Annotated in this window: 13 protein-coding genes; 3 read left to right on the top strand and 10 right to left on the bottom strand. The window is 47.1% G+C overall.

Annotated features, from left to right (window positions below; all coding sequences use genetic code 11):
- Window positions 1-37: 37 nt before the first annotated feature.
- The 9 genes from RHEIN_RS02050 to RHEIN_RS02010 all read right to left on the bottom strand — a co-directional run bounded on the left by RHEIN_RS02050 (window position 38) and on the right by RHEIN_RS02010 (window position 11,285).
- Complete coding sequence (locus tag RHEIN_RS02050; protein ID WP_008897311.1) at window positions 38-1,477, bottom strand: glycoside hydrolase family 28 protein; 1,440 nt, start codon at window positions 1,475-1,477, stop codon at window positions 38-40.
- A gap of 191 nt (window positions 1,478-1,668) precedes the next feature.
- Window positions 1,669-4,632 carry a ligand-binding sensor domain-containing diguanylate cyclase gene (locus RHEIN_RS02045; protein WP_008897310.1) on the bottom strand — a complete coding sequence of 988 codons (2,964 nt, stop codon included), beginning with the start codon at window positions 4,630-4,632 and terminating at the stop codon, window positions 1,669-1,671.
- A 102-nt stretch (window positions 4,633-4,734) separates the two neighbouring features.
- Complete coding sequence (locus tag RHEIN_RS02040) at window positions 4,735-5,775, bottom strand: LacI family DNA-binding transcriptional regulator (protein WP_008897309.1); 1,041 nt, start codon at window positions 5,773-5,775, stop codon at window positions 4,735-4,737.
- 12 nt (window positions 5,776-5,787) lie between these two features.
- Window positions 5,788-6,564, bottom strand: coding sequence for an IclR family transcriptional regulator (locus tag RHEIN_RS02035; protein ID WP_008897308.1), 777 nt, complete (start codon window positions 6,562-6,564; stop codon window positions 5,788-5,790).
- Between the two features lie 8 nt (window positions 6,565-6,572).
- Complete coding sequence (locus RHEIN_RS02030) at window positions 6,573-7,868, bottom strand: TRAP transporter large permease (RefSeq protein ID WP_008897307.1); 1,296 nt, start codon at window positions 7,866-7,868, stop codon at window positions 6,573-6,575.
- A complete protein-coding gene (locus tag RHEIN_RS02025) occupies window positions 7,868-8,368 on the bottom strand; it encodes a TRAP transporter small permease (protein WP_008897306.1) in 501 nt (166 codons plus the stop codon). The genes RHEIN_RS02030 and RHEIN_RS02025 overlap by 1 nt, the downstream gene beginning before the upstream one ends.
- Window positions 8,361-9,377 (bottom strand): TRAP transporter substrate-binding protein, encoded by a 1,017-nt coding sequence (locus RHEIN_RS02020; RefSeq protein WP_008897305.1) that lies wholly within the window; start codon window positions 9,375-9,377, stop codon window positions 8,361-8,363. Before RHEIN_RS02020 ends, RHEIN_RS02025 begins: the two co-directional genes overlap by 8 nt.
- Window positions 9,378-9,649: 272 nt before the next feature.
- Window positions 9,650-10,492, bottom strand: a complete 843-nt coding sequence (gene kduI, locus RHEIN_RS02015) for a 5-dehydro-4-deoxy-D-glucuronate isomerase (RefSeq protein ID WP_008897304.1) — start codon at window positions 10,490-10,492, stop codon at window positions 9,650-9,652.
- 34 nt (window positions 10,493-10,526) lie between these two features.
- Window positions 10,527-11,285 carry an SDR family oxidoreductase gene (locus RHEIN_RS02010; protein ID WP_008897303.1) on the bottom strand — a complete coding sequence of 253 codons (759 nt, stop codon included), beginning with the start codon at window positions 11,283-11,285 and terminating at the stop codon, window positions 10,527-10,529.
- Window positions 11,286-11,731: 446 nt separating this feature from the next.
- Here RHEIN_RS02010 and RHEIN_RS02000 point away from each other — a divergent pair, with 446 nt between their 5' ends.
- The 3 genes from RHEIN_RS02000 (at window position 11,732) to RHEIN_RS21130 (ending at window position 18,786) form a co-directional block, all read left to right on the top strand.
- Window positions 11,732-14,509, top strand: coding sequence for a TonB-dependent receptor (locus RHEIN_RS02000; protein WP_008897302.1), 2,778 nt, complete (start codon window positions 11,732-11,734; stop codon window positions 14,507-14,509).
- Between the two features lie 112 nt (window positions 14,510-14,621).
- Window positions 14,622-17,087, top strand: a complete 2,466-nt coding sequence (locus RHEIN_RS01995) for a glycoside hydrolase family 88 protein (protein ID WP_008897301.1) — start codon at window positions 14,622-14,624, stop codon at window positions 17,085-17,087.
- Between the two features lie 4 nt (window positions 17,088-17,091).
- Complete coding sequence (locus tag RHEIN_RS21130; RefSeq protein ID WP_008897300.1) at window positions 17,092-18,786, top strand: pectinesterase family protein; 1,695 nt, start codon at window positions 17,092-17,094, stop codon at window positions 18,784-18,786.
- A 6-nt stretch (window positions 18,787-18,792) separates the two neighbouring features.
- Here RHEIN_RS21130 and RHEIN_RS01980 read toward each other — a convergent pair whose 3' ends face one another.
- Entirely contained in the window at window positions 18,793-19,980 is a 1,188-nt protein-coding gene (locus tag RHEIN_RS01980; protein WP_008897299.1) for a winged helix-turn-helix domain-containing protein, read from the bottom strand.
- Window positions 19,981-19,982 lie beyond the last annotated feature (2 nt).

The raw sequence follows: 19,982 nt of genomic DNA, 5'->3' as shown, positions 1-19,982 counted from the left end.
GCTTGTCTATCGGTGGCAAATTGAATTTAAAAAAACACTAGCTGCTCTGCTTTAACAGAGCAGCAGTGAGTGCTTTACCATTCAGACTGACGTTTTCCAGTTTAAAATCACTGCTATGTTCCAATACACCTAAGCTTGCTTGCTCAAAGCTGACATCCGACATCTGAATACCGCTGATACCAGCACGGGGTAAGCCACGAATTTCAAAAGCACGCTGGGCCTTTTTCACTCTGAAATTGCTGATCTTCAGATCTTTGACTTCAGGTAAAAAGTTGCCGGCATCCCCTTCTTCGTAATAGAAGTTGATCACAATGGCATCTTTTACTTCGCCAATCTCAATATCATCTACTGCGATTTGTTCAATTAAACCGCCGCGCACTGAGTTGGTTTTAATGCGTAAACCCCGCTCCAGATTTGGGCTGCTCATGCGGCAACGGCGGGCAAATATTTGCTTAGCTCCGCCCGATATTTCACTTCCAATTACCACACCACCGTGGCCGGATTTCATCAGACAATCCTGAATAACCACTTGTTGAATGGGAGTGGCTAAACGGCGGCCTTCCGCATTGCGGCCAGATTTTAAAGCGATGCAATCATCCCCTGTATCAAACAGACAGTTTTCAATCAGCACTCGCTGACAGGATTCAGGGTCGCAACCATCAGAATTGGGTCCAAAACTGACACAATTCACACCGCGGATCACCACGTCTTTACATAGCACAGGATTGATCAGCCAGAAGGGTGAATTACGAATAGTGACGCCTTCAATCAATACCCTTTCACAGCCATAAGGCTGAATAAAAGGTGGCCTTAATCTGTTGTTGTCCAGATATCGTTTTTCAACAGGCACACCAGCTTCAGCCATAGCAAACAGCTGATCACGGCCAGGTTTTTGATCCGTTGCAGGGTCAAGTTTCCATGGTGTATGTTTCCATACCCCTTTCCAGGGCCACCAGTTTTCACCACTGGCATTGCCTTCCAGAATACCTTCACCTGTCACAGCTATATTCTGTTGCTGATAAGCATAAATTAACGGCGAAAAACCCATCAGCTCCACCCCTTCCCAGCGGGTAAAGACTTCTGGCAAATAAGCTTGTGGATCTGTGACAAAAGACAGCACTGCATTTTTTTGCAGATGTAAATTCACATTGGATTTTAAATGCACAGGACCAGTGGACCAGACGCCTTCAGGCACTACTACACGACCTCCACCTGCTTTATGACAAGCGGCTATGGCCTCTGTAATGGCCTTATCACAACGCTGGTTTTGTTTGGCACCAAAGGCAGTGATAACAAAATCCCGCTGTGGAAATGATGTAAGTTTTATATCCCGCAGTATTTGCTCAGCCAGAGCCCAGATTGGGTCTACAACTTTAGGTGCAGCAGCCGTCACTTTAAAACTTAACAAAGGTTGCAGTACCGCCGAAGCAGCACAAGCTTTGAGTAAAAAACGTTTTTTCAGATCAGGTCTCAGCATTAGTTTTCCCTTTTCTCTGCATAAAGCTTTGAGCTTTCTTCTGCTTTATGCTTATTTAAAAAGCATAATAACGCATTTGCCACCGGTAGCAATAGGTTGACAAAAAATTTTGCCACCGATGGCAACTGGTCAGAGAACTTCAAAGGCAAGATTCCATTATTGAACTCAAAAGGCAGGAAAATCGCTTAAACTCAGGCAGCGCAGACGCGATTACGACCTTGTTGTTTGGCCTGATACAAAGCCTGATCGGCCAAAAACAGCAATTGTTTGGCATCATTCAGCTCGTCACTGATAGCGATACCAATACTTACGGTAATACTGATGCCTTCTGCTATATCCAGCCAGTCCAGTGCCATAATTTCCAGTCGTAAACGTTCACACACTAGCTGTGCCTGCTCCAGACTGGTGGATGGCATCAATAACGCAAACTCTTCGCCCCCCCAGCGAGCAGCACAGTCAACAGAACGGGAATGCTGACGGATTTTTTCCGCTATGGCGACTAATGCCACATCACCGGCGTTATGAGACCAGGTATCGTTGATTTGTTTAAAGTGATCGATATCAATAAAAGCCAAAGCCAGTGGCTGCTTTAAACGTTGCGAACGCATGAATTCTTTACTCAGCACTTCATCAAAAGCGCGGCGATTGGCAAGACCTGTCAAACCATCCTGCCTGGCCTGCAAAGCCAAAGCTAAAGTCTGTTGATGCAACTGAGCTAACAAGACTGATTTTTCTTCATCTGCCGCCTGCAGACTGTTGGCTTTTTGCTGCAATTCTGCCGTTTTTTCGGCAACCTGACGCTTTAAACGTTGCTCTGACTTACGCAGGCTGGACATACGCCAGTACAGCAATAACAACAGCACAGCTATAGAGCATAAGGTGCCCAACCACTGGAAATGACGGGTTTGCCACCAGTGTGGATGTTTAATCAATTCTATGCGGGCAGCTTCACTCCATGGGCCACCCGAATTGGCCGCCTGCACCAGAAATTCATAACGACCCGGCGCCAGATTGGTGTATTCAGCAAAGTTCTGTTTGCCTCTGTCCAGCCAGTTGGCATCAAACCCAACTAAACGGCTGCGATACTGAATACGTTCAGGCATCACATAACCTAAACCTGCGAAATGCAGCTCCACCCTGTCACTGTCCGGTGGTAACTCAATACTGCCACTAATTTTTTTCGCTACCCCATTCACCAGTAATTCTTCAAGAACCACAGGAGGTATAGCTTCAGCAAAGGCATCCAAGCGGCTTGGCTGCACCCTGCTGACGCCCGAAGCCGTGGCAAACCACAACGAGCCGTCTGTTGCCATCATAGCCGCAGGGTTTGATCCACCATTGGCCTGAGCGCTGAGCATGCCGTCGCTTTCACCATACAAATCAAAAGAAATATCAGCCAGGGTGCCATCCGCTACCGCATTCGCGTCCTGACGACTGATCCGCAAAATACCTCTGTTACTGCTCAACCAAAAGTTGTCATGCGCATCAGCCTGCACCTGAAAAAATTTATCAAAGGGCATACCGGCTTTACGCCCCACCATCGCCAGTTCTGCTGTGTCTAATCGATAGCGCACTAAGCCCCGGTCTGTCGCCAGCCACAGCAAGTTTTTTTCCGGTTGTTCATAAAAATCAAAGGCGTATTCTGCCTGATCGAACGTCGATAATGATAAAGACTCAAATTGGCCATTCACCAGACGGGTGACCCCAGTGCCGGTCCCCACCCACAACACATCCTTTGTTTTGTGCAGTGCTATCACAAAATCTGCGGGCAAGCCTTCGCGAGTGGTGTAACTGCGGATGTTCTGATGCTGATAATGATTAAGGCCCTGTGCTGTACCGAACCAAATGTCTCCTTCAGGCAAAGGCAAAATAGCCCTGACTTCGTTGGATAACAAACCTGAGTTGCGATCCAGCAGTATGGTTATCTTGCCTTGGCTATAGTGAAAAACTCCGGACGAGTAGGTTCCTATCAGCACATCCCCCTTTGTCGTTTCAGCCAGACTTAACACCGACTGTTTCGGCAGCAGGTTAGCTGTAGTGAGTAATTGGCCGTCTTTGTAACGTGCCACACCACGTGCTGTACCAATCCAGACACTGCCATCCGAATGCTGTAATACAGTGCGGACAAAATTATCAGGCAGGCCCTGCTCAGTACTTAAAGTGGTAAAAGGTGCATCCCGTAAACGAAATAAACCACCGTTTGTACCAAGCCAGATGCTGTGTTCATTGTCTTCATAAATAGCCAGCACTCTGTTATTCGGCATACCGTGCTGAGCTGTCAGTTGCTCCAGGCCATAATTACTCAAACGGAACACACCTTCCTCAACAGTGCCTATCCATAAATCACCCTGATGATCGACTAATAATCTGGAGATGGCGGTTTGATGCAGTTCAGGCTGCACTACCACGAAATCTGTACCTTGTTGCTGATACAAGCCCCGTTCAGTGCCGAGATAAAGCTTACCCTGATAATAAGCCAAAGCGAACACCGGAAGTTTTGGGCTATTGACCACAGTGCTCAGTTTGCCCTGATGCAAATAAGCTAAACCTTCAGCAGTGCCAACCCAAAGCCCTTCATTATCATCATGCAGCAGGCTGTAAAGAGTGTTGCTGGGTAAACCATGATGCCGGGTCCATTGTTGACGAGAGCCATCCGTTTGCAGGCAAAACAAACCTCCGCCTTCAGTGCCAACCCAAAGCTGGCCTTTGGCATCTCCCCGAACTTCATTGACTAAAGAAGATACGGCATCCACTGGTCGCCATTGCTGATCCTGTAACAAGGCCAAACCACCACGGGATCCGCCAACGAGCAAACGTCCTTTGGGATCCAGATGCAAAGCCCGGATCCCAGAGTCTGGCAAACCGGTTTGTTGTTCACGGCCAAAGACTTTAAATTCGCGACCATTGTAACGGGCTACACCTTCCCAGGTAGCAAACCAAAGATAACCGTCCGGAGTCTGGCTGATACTGTTAATGGTGTTATGGGGTAAGCCCTGGCGGGTATTCCAGCTTTCGCGGAAGTAATCTGTTAAAGCGGCTGTTGCTGCTGTTGCGGTAAAAGGCAAAGCCAGAAAAAACTGTAGCAACAGTGCAGTGACGATCACACTGAAATTTTTGTTATTCAATAATTTGATAAATTCTGCAAAAATCAACATCAGCGCCATCCCAGTCAGCAGATGGTTTCATTTTTTCTAATAAAACCACTTTACTCTATTTATCAGACTGGGAAAACTAAAAAAACAGAAATTCAGCTGAGCTTAGGAAGGAAGTACTGTTGCAGCCTTGGCTGTGGATTCCCGCACCACCAGGGTAGGCGCTACTTTAGCCGCCACTTGTTGCGCCGCTTTGTCATTTTGTTCAATCACCATAATCATTTTGGTGGTTGCTAACTGCGCCATTTGCCGAACCGGACGCCTTATCGTTGTTAATGCTGGTATCACTCTGGATGCCAGTAAATTGTCATCAAAACCAGCGACAGACAACTGCTCTGGAATAGCTATACCCATTTGATGCGCTACTTTCAGTACGCCTGCGGCCATCTGATCGTTATTAGCAAAAATTGCTGTGGGCAAAGGGCTTTGACTCAGCAGGCTGCGGGCGCATTCAATACCTGTTTCATAGGTATTATTTCCTTCCAAAATACGGTCGGCTTTCAGGGCTATGCCATAAGCAGATAAACCTAATTTAAACCCCTCCATCCGTTCGGTAGAGGATTTATAACGCTGAGGACCACTGATAAACGCAATGTCCTGATGGCCTAACTGAGCAAAATAACGCGCCATTTCTGCAGCAGCGGACCTATCGTCCGATACCACTATATGTTTAGCTTCATCAATAGCCACAGAAGTCAGGCGCACATAAGGTCGTCCGGCGTTTTTCAGCGCTTCCGCCAGAGACTCCAGCTCAGAAACCGGCGGCAATACAATGACACCATCCAGTTTGGATCTGTTGATAAAGTTCAGGCAGTCCTGCACCAAGGTTTCACTGCGATAACGGCAAGGATGCACCACCAGCTCATAGCCCAGAGTAGAACAAATTTCCAGTACACCTCGTTGCACGTCATCTAAGTACAAGGCATCCGGGTTATCGTAAATTAAACCTAATAGATAAGAGCGGCTGGAAGCCAGACCACGAGCCTGAGTATTTGGCGAATAATTCAGTTCAGCGATAATTTTCTCGACCCGGACTCTGGTGCTGTCACCCACACTCAAAGAGCCATTGATCACCCGCGATACAGTGCGTTTTGATACACCTGCCAGGCGGGCTACATCATTAATGGTCGAACTTTTTTGTATCATCCACTTATCCTGTTATTTATCATTGGCCAGCAATGCCGGCCTGTAGCACGCCAGACTAATATCGATAGCTGCTTGTTTTACAGCGGCAACCAACAGAGGTAAACGTTGTTTGCATAAAATACTGCTTAAGCCTGTAACCCCCAGAGAAGCAACCACTGTGCCTTGCGCATTGCGGATAGGTACTGCAATACAACGCACGTTGGCTTGATACTCCTGATCGTCCAGCGCATAACCCCGGCCTAAAACGCTTTGCAATTCTACCCGCAAGCGACTGAGATCGGTAATGCTTTGTGGTGTTCTGGCGCTCATTTGCTGCAATCCGGGTAAAGTAGCCAGTTGATCAAAGTAGTTAAAAGCCAAAAACACTTTGCCACCGGCAGAACAATGCAGATCGGCCAAAAAACCAGGCCGGGCAGCCAGATGACTGGGATTAGGGCTGTCACAGACTTCGGCTATTAAAGCACCGTCTGGTCGCGGTAACGCCAGATGACTGGTGAGCCCAGTGCTGATCGTCAATTTATGCAGTACAGGCACAGCCAGCTGATGCAAATGATGGTGCTGCAATAAATCCAGCCCCATCTTGTACAAACTGCTGCCCACCCGGTATTTTTTGCCTTCTTTATACAACATTTGTTGCTGACAAAGGGTTTGTAAAATACGAAAAGCACTGGTTCGGGGCACTGCCAGTTGCTGTTCCAACTGGGATAAGGTTAAACCCGAACCAGAGGCCGCCACTAACTCCATCATGCGACAGGCATTGGCAAGATTTGGGATCAAATAACTGGTCATAACAGCTCCTAAAGCCCAAACAAATTAGGCAAAAATTCACTGATAGCCGGCACATAAGTGACCAGCAATAACACCGCCACCATGGCCAGATACATAGGCAACAGCGGCTTGATCAGGGATTCCAGTTTAGTTTTGGCCACAGCACAAGCGACAAAAAGCACACTGCCGACAGGAGGAGAAACTAAACCAATAGACAGGTTCAAAATCAGCATAATGCCAAAATGCAGCGGGCTCATGCCAAGCTCCACCGCGACTGGCAGGAAGATAGGGGTGAAAATCAGCACTGCTGGTGTCATGTCCATAAAGGCGCCCACCACCAGCAAAATGATATTGATTAATAACAAAATCAGCAGTGGGTTTTCACTTAAGGTCAGTAAACCCTGACTGACAGTTTGCGGAATATTTTCGTAAGATAATATCCAGGACATAGCAGCAGAGGTGGCAATTAATGCCATCACTATGGCTGTAGTTTCAGCCGACTTCAGTAAAATAGCCGGCAGCTCTTTGACTTTTACTTCGCGATACACACAGACCGCAAGAATAAATGAATAAACCACTGCTATTGCACCGGCCTCTGTCGCAGTAAAAGCACCACTGATAATGCCGCCTATCACCAGCACTATCATCAACAAGCTAGGGATAGCTGCAGCCAGCTTTTTGAAGGTTAAAGACAAAGGCAAGCGGGCCGCCAGCGGATAACCTTTCATTTTGGCGTAGCCAGCACAAACCAGCATTAACGCTGTACCCAACAAAATACCCGGCAAATAACCAGCCACAAATAAGGCAGCAATAGATACACCACCACTGGCGATGGCGTAAACAATCATTATATTACTGGGGGGTATTAACATGCCTGTGGTTGCCGCCGCTGCAGTCACAGCTGCACTGTAGTTAACATCGTAGCCTTGCTTTTTCATCTCAGGCACCATAAAGCTGCCGATGGCAGAAGTTGCTGCAACTGCCGAACCTGAGATAGCGCCAAATAACATACAGGACAACACATTCACCAACGCCAGGCCACCCGGCAAGCTGCCTACCAACGCCATAGCTGCTTCAATTAACCGTTTGGCGATACCGCCCCGCCCCATCAAGAGTCCTGATAACACAAAAAACGGGATAGCCAGCAAAGCAAAGCTATTTAAACCACCCGCCATGCGCTGCGCCAGCGTAGTGACAGCTGGCAATAAATCCATCGACAGCAACATGGTGCATAAAGTGGCTAAGCCAATACAAAAGGAGATAGGCACATTCAGTAACAACAAAGTAAAAAATACAGAGATTAAAATAAGTACAGACCATTCCATTATTCAGCCTCCTCTGCCGGAACCAATTGAATTTTTGCCGCCAGACAGCGCAGCTGACACACACCATAAAATGCGATCAAGAGCCCGGCCAAAGGTAAGACCATATAGATCCAGGCCATACGGATCCCAAGTGACGCTGACATTTGATCCAGCTCCCAGGTTAGCCACACCAGTTCACCACCACCCCAAACCATCACAATGGACGCAAATACCACCACTGCTGCAGTTAAAACAAAAGCAATACGGTGCTGCCACAAAGGCGGCATCCGGCTGGTAACTATATCCAGACCTAAATGCTGACCAGTACGATAGGCATAAGCTGCGCCTAACATAGCAATCCACAATAATAAACAGCGGGCAATTTCTTCCGTCATTGAACTGGGATTGGTCAGTAAAAAACGTGACAACACCTGCCAGCACACCACCAGCACTATGCTGGCCATTAGCAGCATTAAACTGCGCTTTAATAGCCAATCGACCCACAACACTAATTTAGTCATTGGACGCTCCTGCAGTTTCAGCCTGGATCAATGCAATTTCTGCCATCAAATCCCCCACTTCAGTGCCCTTCAACGATTGATGCAGCGGCTTGACTGCTGCAGCAAAAGCGGCTTTGTCCGGATAAATCACCTCCACTCCGGCAGCTTTGACTTTCGCTAAGGCATCATCACTGGCCTCTTGCCACAATTCACGCTGATAACGCACTGAATCATTCATGGCTTGTTGAACCCAGCCTTGCTGCTGAGCATTCAGACTTTCCCAGACAGGTAAACTCATTAAAATTACGTCCGGCACTGAGGTGTGTTCGTCCAGACTGTAGTATTTGGATAATTCGTAATGACGGGATAAATAAAAGCTGGGTGGATTATTTTCTGCTCCATCCACTACACCTTGTTGCAGGGCTGTGTAGAGCTCACCCCAGTCGACAGGAGTCGCAGCGCCACCTAAGGTTTGTACCATCTGCACAGCAGTCTGGCTGTTGGGTACGCGGAACTTTAAACCTTTTAAATCAGCAGGCTGATGCACAGCTTTGTTGGTGGTATAAAAACTACGGCTGCCCGCATCGTAATAACCCAAACCATGCAAGCGGGCCTTTTGCATTGAATTGAGTAAATCCTGGCCTATGGAGCCATTTAATACGGCCCATAAATGCGCGCTGTCCCTGAACACATAAGGCACACTGAACACCTGCATCTTAGGCACAAAACCTTCAAGCGGACTGGCCGACACTTTAGTTAAAGCCAGACTGCCAATCTGCAATAGTTCTATCAGCTCACGTTCTGAGCCAAGCTGCCCACCACTGTAAATCTGAATATGCATCTGGCCTGCAGAATAATGTTCCAGCCGCTCTGCCATATAAACCATAGCTTTGTGAACCACATGCTCCTGATCCAGCGTATGGGCCATGCGCAAGGTGATCTGCTCTTGCTGGCGCTGACAGCCTGTAGTGAATAGCAGCGTCATTAAACCGCAGCACAGCAATACGCCGCGCAGTGTAAAGAGTTTCATCGTCTAACCTGCCTGTTGCTTTCCCCGTCGTACTTGAAGCTGCAGCTTTGTTGACGAAGTACTCTCGCCCCAATCACATAGGGCTACTATGTTCATGGGGCCTCAAGCCATCGTCGCCTCCCTGCAACTCCAATTACTTAGGGGATGTCTCTTTTATAAGTCAGCGCTCGTACTGCTGGCGCTGTCGAAGGGCACACTGTCTATCGCAGTGATTGCTGCCCTGTATTACTAAAAGGTTACTCAACGAAGCCCTCCCCAGAGCCCCGTGCCCCTTACCTCAATTGATCAGGGCCAAACTTATCCATATCGTGATAATCCAGATTTTCACCAGCCATACCCCAGATAAAGGCATAGCTGCCTGTGCCGACGCCACTGTGAATAGACCAGGGAGGTGAGACTACAGCCTGCTCATTGCCCATCCACAGATGACGGGTTTCATCAGGTTGCCCCATAAAGTGACAAACAGCCTGACCTGGCGTCAGATCAAAATAAAAATAAGCTTCCATTCGTCTGTCGTGCTGATGGGCTGGCATAGTATTCCAGACACTGCCTTGGCTCAGCACAGTTAAACCCATTTGTAACTGACAGCTTTGCACTACTTCTTTAATCATTAACTGGTAAATAATGCGCTCGTTACTGGTGGCTAAAGCACCCATCTCCAGCTTTTTACAATCCGCCATCCGCACATGCTGTACCGGATAAGCATGATGAGCGGGAGTGGAATTTAAATAGAATTTGGCCGGAGTTTCACTGTGCAGGCTATGGAAACTGACATTTTTACAACCCATGCCAAGATACAAAGCTTCTTTGTTCGCCAGCTCGTATTTATTGCCATCTACTTCAACATAACCGGTGCCACCAATATTGATCACACCCAGTTCGCGGCGCTGCAGAAAAAATTCAGCTTTCAGCGCATCCACTGTTTGCAGCAAGACTGGAGCCCGAACAGGCACTGCACTGCCGACAATCAAACGTTCGTAGTGGGTGTAACACAACACCAGTTGATCGGCCTGCATCAGGTTGTCGATCAGAAAATTCTGCCGCAGCTTTTCGGTGTCGTAGTGTTTGACATCCAAGGGCGCTGTGGCAAAACGGTTTTCAAAAATTACATTCATTTTATTCTCCTGCGTTCACTGGCATAAATTAGCCTTAACGGGCCAGCCAGCCTCCATCCACGGCCAGTACATGGCCATTGACATAATTACTGGCACTGCTTGCTAAAAATACAGCAGCGCCTGCTAAATCTTCAGGCTCACCCCAACGACCTGCCGGGATACGCGCTAATATGGCCTGATTACGCACTTCATCCTGCTGCAAAGCAAAGGTATTGTCGGTACGGAAATAACCCGGTGCTATGGCATTGATATTTAAACCTGAAGTGGCCCATTCGTTCGCCAAAGCTTTGGTTAAACCTGTAATGGCATGTTTGCTTGCGGTATAAGCCGGTACCGTAATACCGCCGCTGTAAGACAACATAGAGGCAATATTGATAATTTTTCCTTGCCCACGTTTAAGCATTTCAGCACCAAGCAACTGGCTGAGTAAAAATGCCGAATCCAGATTCACCCGCATCACGGTCTGCCATTCTTCCATCGGGTAATCCACCGCAGGAGCTCGGAAAATAGTGCCACCGCAGTTCACCAGTATATGTATCGGGCCCAGAGCTAAAGCCTGCTCTGCCAATAAACGCACCTGGTCTAAATCAGACAAATCAGCGGCCAGCGCAAAAGCCTGACCACCTCGAGCTTCAATCTGACTGGCTGTGGCGCTGGCCCCCTCTATTTGAGAGCTGCAGCAAATCACCGAAGCACCGGCTTGCGCCAAAGCCTGTGCAATAGCTTTGCCCAAGCCACGGCTGGCGCCTGTAACTAAAGCTGTTTGTCCTTTTAACGAAAATAAAGCCGACATTCTTTGACTCCTTTTTTTGTCTGAAGCACTGCATTTTTTACTGCATAGTTATTGCCTAAGCATTCGCTAAACCCTTGGCTAAACCATTGCACATTTAATGCTCAAAATGCCCGTGAAGTTCAGCCCAATCAGAATTAATTTCACATCTGGAACAAAACCTATTTTATCTGACGCCAAACTATGCAACATTACCGATATAAAACAACAAGTTAACTATCATCACCAAATAAAACCTAAGGACATAACTGATTTTTTTTTGTGCGACGTTTGACAGTAATCTAAGCTTGGTGTTAGCTTTTTGCCATCGGTGGCACAAAATTGCAAGCGTTTTTTGCCACCGGTAGACAAAATCAACAGGGAGTCGCACAAAGCGTCTTCCATTATTAAAAATACAGCTGGCATGTACTGGCTGAACGCTTTGAACCAGACAGGACGAGGTAGAGATCATGGCCAAAACCAACACGCCATTTCACCCGAATAAAGTTGCTTTAGCTTTGGCTATTGCAGGTTGTACTTCACTATTTTCTGTATCGGCGCAAGAAACAGCTGAAACTGCACAAGCAGAACAAAGAATTGAAGTGATCGAAGTGAAAGGCAGTTTCCGCGATTCGTTATCCAACGCTTTAAATCAAAAACGCCAGTCGGATGGCGCCATCGACGCTATTCTGGCTGAAGATATTGCCGACTTCCCGGATTTAAATCTGGCAGAATCTTTACAGCGTATTCCAGGTATTGCTATCTCGCGCGCCGCAGGTGAAGGCCGCCAGATTTCAGTACGGGGCCTGGGCCCTGAATTTACCCGTGTTCGCATTAACGGTATGGAAGCAGTATCTACCAGTGGTGGTACAGACCAGATTGGTGGTGCCAACCGTGGCCGTGGTTTTGACTTCAATACCTTTTCTTCCGATTTATTCAGCTCTTTGACAGTGCGTAAAACAGCATCAGCTGATGTTGAAGAGGGTTCATTAGGGGCAACTGTGGACTTAAGAGCTGCCCAGCCTTTTGACTACGACGGTTTTACTTTTGCGGCATCAGGCCAGATGGGTTACAACGACTTGTCTGAAAAATCGGATCCTAAAACCTCATTTTTAGTCAGTAATATTTTTGCAGACGGTAAGGTAGGCGCTTTATTTTCCGCCTCTTATTCAGAACGCCAAATTAAAGATCAGGGCGCAAGCACAGTGCGCTGGAACAGCGTCAATGACTTTGGTTTTTATCAGGGCAATGCTACAGCTCCTGAACTGGAAGAAATTAACGCCGCAGCTAGACCACGTTTACCCCGCTACGATTCCTACACTCATAATCTGGACCGTTTAGGTTTAAGTTCATCTTTTCAATTCAGACCTAATGACGATACAAAAATTGATTTAGATATTTTGTATGCCAAAACAGATGCGACCCGTAATGAAGTATTTTTACAGGGTATTTTAAACGCTGGGGCAAATAGGCCAACTACAGCTACTGCAGCCTCTGGTAATACAGGTGTGATGAATGTTGTCGATTATTTTATCGATAATACCAATACCATGACCTACGGCAGTTTTGAAAATGCCACTATCCGTGCCGAAAACCGTTTTGATGAGTTAGGTACTGAGTTTTTACAGTACAACCTGACGCTGAAACAACACCTGACAGATAACCTGAGTATGGATGCCATGATAGGCACTGCCACATCAGAGTTTGATAACCCGGTACAAACCACCTTAGTAGCAGAAAAACGTGGCGTTGAATTTGCCTATGATTATCGCGGTGCCAACAGAGAAAACCCAGCTCTGACTTATGGTGCTGGTGTCTTTGATCCGAATGGCTGGACCTCCAACAGTGTGCGTTTACGTCCACTGGGCGCAGAAAATACCTTTGATACGGCAGAACTGAATTTTACTTATCTCTTGAGTGATAACGTCACTTTAAAAGCAGGCTTGCATTATAAAGATTTTAGCTTTGAAACCTATGAAGCCCGTCGTCAGGCTGAAAACGGCGCAGGTATTGTTTATACGCCGGATTTGCTGATGCAATATGATTCAGGTTTAGGCAGCCAGCCTGTTTGGTTAGTGCCTGATTTTGCTGCCATAGATGCTCAGTACGATATCTACAGCAACACAGGGGTGTTTGCCGTTAGTGCAGACTTCCGCCGCCCTGATAACTATTCTGCCAATGAAAAAAGCTTAGGCGCTTACCTGCAATTGGGTTTTGATACAGACATCAACGATATGCCTCTGCGTGGTAACGTCGGTGTACGTCATGTCAAATCAGACCAGACGTCTACAGCCTGGGCTACTATTGCCGCCAGCCCGACTCAGATCACTGCCGAACATGATTACAACGAAATATTGCCGTCACTTAACCTGGCTTTAGAGCCCTGGGAAGATGTAATAGTACGTTTTGGTGCAGCTGAAGTCATGGCTCGCGCTGGTTTAGGTGCTATTCGTCCTGACGTATCAGTTTCTGTATCAGGTGGCAGCCGCTCTGTAGGCGGCGGTAATCCTCAGTTGGAGCCAACCAAAGCTCGTACTTACGATTTAGGTTTTGAATTCTACTTCTCTGACGAGTCGATGTTAGGTCTGGCATTTTTCTTTAAAGATATTGACAGCCATGTCCAGACTTTACGTGAAACTAAAGCTTTTACTGAAACAGGTTTACCTATCCAGGCTGCTATCGACGCCTGTACAGCTGGTCCTGGTTACAATGCAGATTGTAATGAAAACGTGGACTGGCAGGTGACTACTCCACTGAATGGCCCTGGTGGTGATTTAAAAGGTATGGAAGTCAGCTATCAGTTGCCTTTTACCTTCTTACCTGAATTCTGGAACAGATTTGGTTTTATCGGAAACTACACTTATGTTGATGCACAGATGGACTATGTCAACGCTGCTGGTGTAGTGCAGGCTACCCGTGACTTAAATGGTTTGTCAAAAAACACCTCTGCCGCCACTATTTACTACGAGCATGAGGCGTTAAATGCCCGTGTTTCTATGGCTAAACGAGGAAAATACCTGACCACAGCCATAGGTCGTGACGGTAACGATATGGAAGGCACCAATGCTACAACAAACGTAGACGCCTCTATCTCTTATGCCATCAACGACAATTGGAAAATCAGTTTTGAAGCATTAAACCTGACTGACGAAGTGGATGATCAATGGGTAGACTCAGCGGGTGACCGTCTGACTTATTACCATGAAACAGGCCGCCAGTACTACTTAGGTGCTCAATACAAGTTCTAATCTTTTTTAGATAAATATAAATGGCTTAGCCAAGGAAGGCGGCTTTGGCGTGACTTGTGCTGTTCTGCTGCAAGTCACGATTTTGTTTTTACTTTCACAATAGGTATTAGCCGTGAGCTATGTTTTAAAGCGACCATTACTGATCTCCTGCCTCACCTTAAGTTTTTTAGCAGCCTGCGGTAAACCAGCACCAGCACCGGAACAACAGGTTACAGTTGTTCCGCCAGAAGAAACAGCTATCGCCACCTTAAGTATTCATAACCCTTCTGATTTCGCCAGAGCGCAAGAAGCCATCTATGTGTCTGCTGCGGATTTAGGTCTGGCAGAAAGCGCAGTTCAGAATTCAGCTTTTATTGCTGCCAGTGCAAAGGGGCAATTGCCTACACAGTGGATTGACCGCAATGCGGATGGCCAAAAAGATACCCTACTCATCAGCCCTACTCTGAGTGCTGGTGAGACTTTAGAACTACAAGTCACCTCAGGCACAGGTGCAGAATTTGCGAAGCAAACCCAAGCCGAAATTTCGCAAAAAACCGGCGGTCAGTGGCAAGACAAAAAATATGTCGGTGGCAGTTTTGAAAATGTAAGTCATCTGACTCCACCGCCACAGTACACGGATCACAGCGAATTTATTCGTTATGAAGGCCCTGGTATTGAATCCGATAAAGTGGCTTACCGTGTTTATCTCGACTGGCGTAACGGCTTTGATATTTTTGGCAATAAAACCGGTCAGCCAGTACTGCATCAAGTGGGTTTAGACGGCTACCAGTCTTACCATGAAGCGGCAGATTGGGGCATGGATGTGCTCAAAGTTGGCAAAGCTGTGGGTGCTGGTGGTTTTGGCTACTGGGATGGCAGCAAAGTAGAACGAGTGTCCAAGCTGGACGGCCACAGCGTTAATATTATCGAAAATGGCGCTCTGTATTCAGCTTTGACCATAGACTATAGAAACTGGCAAATCGCTGGTAAAACTTTGGATATCAGAGCACATTTATCCATGACAGCAGGCAGCCGTTTGCTGCAAAACCGTCTGACTTTAAGCCAGCCTCTGGATAATTTGGCGCTGGGTATAGTGAAACTACCTGACACTAAACTGCTTACCGGTACGCTCGAAAGCAGCGGCCATACTTACACTTACCTGGCAACTTATGGCAAACAAAGTCTGGATGGCGCCAATCTGGGCATGGCGATTTTATTTAAACGTGGCAAGCTCAAAGAGTTAACCACAGACGAACATAACCATGTGGCTGTGATGAGTGTATCAGGTCAGCATCTGGAGTATTACCTCTTAGGTGCCTGGCAACATGAACTCAATGGCATTACTAACGAACAACAGTTTATTGAGTATTTGCAGCAGGAAGTGGAGCGTTTAACTTTAACCCCACGTTTGAGCTTAAAAACAGCATTCACCACCACACAAACCAATCAGCCTCTGACCAGCGAACGGGCTTTATACTGGAGCCAGCAACTGGCCAACTCTGAGCTCAATCGTCAGGCAGGCCAGTATTATTGGGGCGGTTGGGACACGGAACGGGATCGCCCTGTCAGCTTTGAATACACCACAGGTTTATTGATCCAGGCTTTTGATGATTTAAACAAATACGCCTCAGATCCGGCTTATCAAGCCGTGATCAACAAAATGGCGGATACCTTTGTCACCAAAGACGGCACAATTCACAGCTACGACGCCAGCAAATTTAATATCGACAGTATCAATAGCGGCAACCTGCTGCTGCGGGTATTTGAACAAACAAAAGAGCCAAAATACCAATTGGCCGCTCAAGCCTTACGTGAGCAGTTAAAGCATCATCCTAAAACCTCAAATGGCGCTTTCTGGCATAAAAATATTTATCCGCATCAGTTGTGGTTAGATGGGGTTTATATGGGCATGCCGTTTTTAGCTTATTACAGCAGCCTGTTTGAACAAGGTGCCAGCCTGGATCAAGCCGTGCATGAGTTTGTCGTCACCCGTGAGCAGTTACGTGACGACAAAACAGGTCTGTATTTCCATGCCTGGGATGAATCCAAACAAATGGATTGGGCTGATAAAGAAACAGGTCGTTCAGCTTATTTTTGGGGCCGTGCTATTGGCTGGTTAGCTATGGCACTGGTGGATGTGTTGGATTATATACCAGCAGATAACACCGAATTACGTCAGCCGCTGCTGAATATGGTGACTGAACTGGCAGCGGATTTAGCCAGGTATCAGGATGCTGAAACGGGCGTTTGGTATCAGATTATGGATAAAGCCGGTGAGCGTGGTAATTATCTGGAATCGAGCGGTAGCAGCATGTTTGTTTACTTTTATGCCAAAGCCATCAATAAAGGTTATTTACCAAAAGAACAGTATCTGGATATTAGTAAAAAAGCCTGGCAAGGCCTTTTAAATGAATTTGTGCTGGTGCATCCGGATGGCAGTATCAGTCTGACCACTATGGTGCAGGTAGCAGGTTTAGGTGCGGGACGGGATGGCAGCTATCACTACTATATGAGTGAGCCTATCTACCGCAACGACAGCAAAGGCACAGGGCCTTTTATTATGGCGGGTGTGCAAATGTCTCAGCTGTTAAAAGACTAAGCTGATGAAGTTTATTACTGCCTGGCTGAGTGCACTGGCGCTCAACCTGCTTTGCCTGAACCTGCACGCCAGTGAGCAACCACTGCGCCTGCAGGTGGCTTTAGATGGCTCAGCGCCTTTTAACTCAATTCAACAGGCACTGGACTCCTTACCTTCGACCAAAGAATGGGCTTTGATTGAGATTGGCCCTGGTATTTATAAAGAAAAGCTCTACCTTAATCGCGACAAAGTGGTTTTGGCGGGCAGCGGCAAAACCAGCACCACTATAGAATTTCCGGAACTTCGTAAAAACCATTTAAAGCAGCAACCAGATGACTGGGGCTCTGCCGTGGTTAATATCAAAGCATCCGATATAGTGCTGTTAGATTTAACTGTATTTAACAGTTACGGCGCTCTGTATGGCGATCACGATCATCAGTTTGCCATCCGTGGTTTTGAGCAGGCCAGCCGCATTATTACCGACCAATGCAGAGTAATAGCAGGTGGTGCTGACAGCTTAAGTTTATGGAATAAAAAAGGATTGTATTACCACAGCAACTGCTACTTTGAAGGCCATGTCGATTATGTTTGCCCACGCGGCACTGCATGGATTAAACAGAGCCAGTTTTATAGCCAGGCGACAGAAGCGTCACTTTGGCACGATGGTGAATTGGATCAAAACGCGAAGTTAGTGGTCACAGACTCGAAACTCTCGGGTATTCATGGCTTTTTACTCGGCCGTCGTCATTATGACGCCCAGTTTTATCTGCAGAATAATCAGTATTCGCCTTTGATGGCAGATAAACCGATATTCCGTAAAACCTATCCGGATGAACCCAGCCGCGACAGAGCCAACTTATGGGGTGAACGCAGTTATTTCAGTGGCTCCAGTGGCGCCACTTACGGCTGGTTGCAAAACAATTGGCCTAAAGCAGTATCTCAGATCACCGAAGATTGGGTTTATCAGGGCCAGTGGCAACCTGAACAGCTGTTAAAAACAATACGCAGTTGGTTAAAATCTAAAGCCCAGCCTATGCCTGCCAAACTCTATCTGGTCGGTGATTCAACTATGTCGGACAAAACCAATCTGGCGTATCCGGAGCGCGGCTGGGGTCAGTTATTGCCTGAATTTCTGCTGCCGCAACTGCAAGTGATTAACTTAGCAGCCAATGGCCGCAGTACTCTTCGTTTTTTAAATGAAGGCCGCTGGCAAATGCTGCTCGATGAATTACAAGCTGGTGATTATGTGCTGATCCAATTTGGTCATAACGATCAAAAACAAGACGACCCTAAGCGGTATGCCGAAGTGAATACGCGTTACCCCGAGTTGCTGCAGCAGTTTATCCGCGAGGTCAAAGCCAAAGCCGCAATTCCAATGCTGGCTAGCTCTATCTGCAGGCGGAATTTTAAAGGCAAAACTTTGGAGCGGGATTTAGCAGCTTATGCAGCCCAGGCTAAACAGCAGGCCGAATTGGCTCAAATCGACTTATTTGATTTACAGCAGCAAAGCTGTGATTTCTGGCAAGAGTTAGGCGCTGCTGGCAGTCAGCCGTATTTTATTCAGGTACCGGCTGGCTTGTATCAGAAGTTCCCTCAAGGCAAAACTGACAATACCCATTTGTCAGTGCAAGGGGCTTCAAAGGTTGCCCAGCTTTTTGTACAAGACTTACAAAAACAACACCACCCGTTAGCCAGGTATATCTACAGAACAAAGCTCTAATCGGCTTTAACCGACAAACCAGTCGCGGGTTCTGGCGCTGGTTTTCACCAGTTGCCAGCTTTCGCAGCCATTAAAAGCGGCATAGTCCAGCACAGCTTTGGTCAGCGCCGCTTTTAATGCATCCGTCAATTTCACCTGCTCATCCAGCACTAAATGCTGCAACAATAAGGTTTTGCTGGCTCTGTCTGCTTTGACATCGACCTGGCCAATAAACAGGTCTTTATACAACATAGGTAAGCTGTAATACCCTATCTGGCGTTTGGCTGCGGGCACATAAACTTCAATCTGGTAATCAAAATTAAATAGCTGCTTTAACCTGTCGCGTTGGATCACTAAGTTATCAAAAGGCGACAACAGCCAGACTTTATTGGGCAGTTTTGAGGGAAGATTGTTAGTAAGTGCTAACTGGGGCCTGTGGTAATACGTCTTTCCATCCAGCAGAAAAGTCTGCAGCCTGCCCTGTGCCAGTTGTTGGTTCAGCTGCTGCTTGAGTGCCAACTGCATATTCTTACGCAGATAACCTATTTGCTGCACCGTAGCCACAGCCTGGCTTTGCAGGCAGCGCTCTATTAAGTAATCAGCAAACTCAGCTTCACTTGGAGGTATATGTTCATGGTGATCAGGCCAGACCCGTTCGGCCAGATCATAGACTTTCTGGAACTTATCCCGCCGCGCCACCATTAGCTTGCCTTGCATAAACAGCTGTTCCAGTGCTTGCTTGGCTGGCTGCCAGTCCCACCAGGCACCGTTTTTTTTCCCCGCATTTCCATTTTTACTGGCAAAATCACTGGCTTTGAGTGGCCCTTCGGCTTCAATACGGTCCAGCACTTCGTTCATCAGTTGCTGTTCCGGGTTAAACCAGTGGTTGTTGCCGTTTTGTAGTAAGAGCTTTCGCTGCAAACTGAAGCGATAATCTTCGGCTGGTAAAAATGCAGCCGCATGTGACCAGTATTCAAAACTTTGTTTTTGCTCCAGCGCTTGCTCTAAAAGTTTAGGCTGATAGTTTTTTACTCTGTTATAAAGCACATGATGATGCGCCCGTTCCACTACATAAATCGAATCCAGCTGCACATAACTAAGCTGCTTCAGTACTTCTGCCAAAGCCTCTTTACCGGACGCTGGTTTTAGCAAGCCCTGGTGCTGCAACACCAACTGGCGTAACTCTTTTGGGCTAAAGGGGCAGGAAGCAGTCATAA

It is taken from the genome of Rheinheimera sp. A13L (assembly GCF_000217935.1).
In the GTDB taxonomy this organism is placed as follows: domain Bacteria; phylum Pseudomonadota; class Gammaproteobacteria; order Enterobacterales; family Alteromonadaceae; genus Pararheinheimera.
Note: the sequence above shows the minus strand (reverse complement) of the source record. Positions and strands in the feature narration are given on the sequence as shown.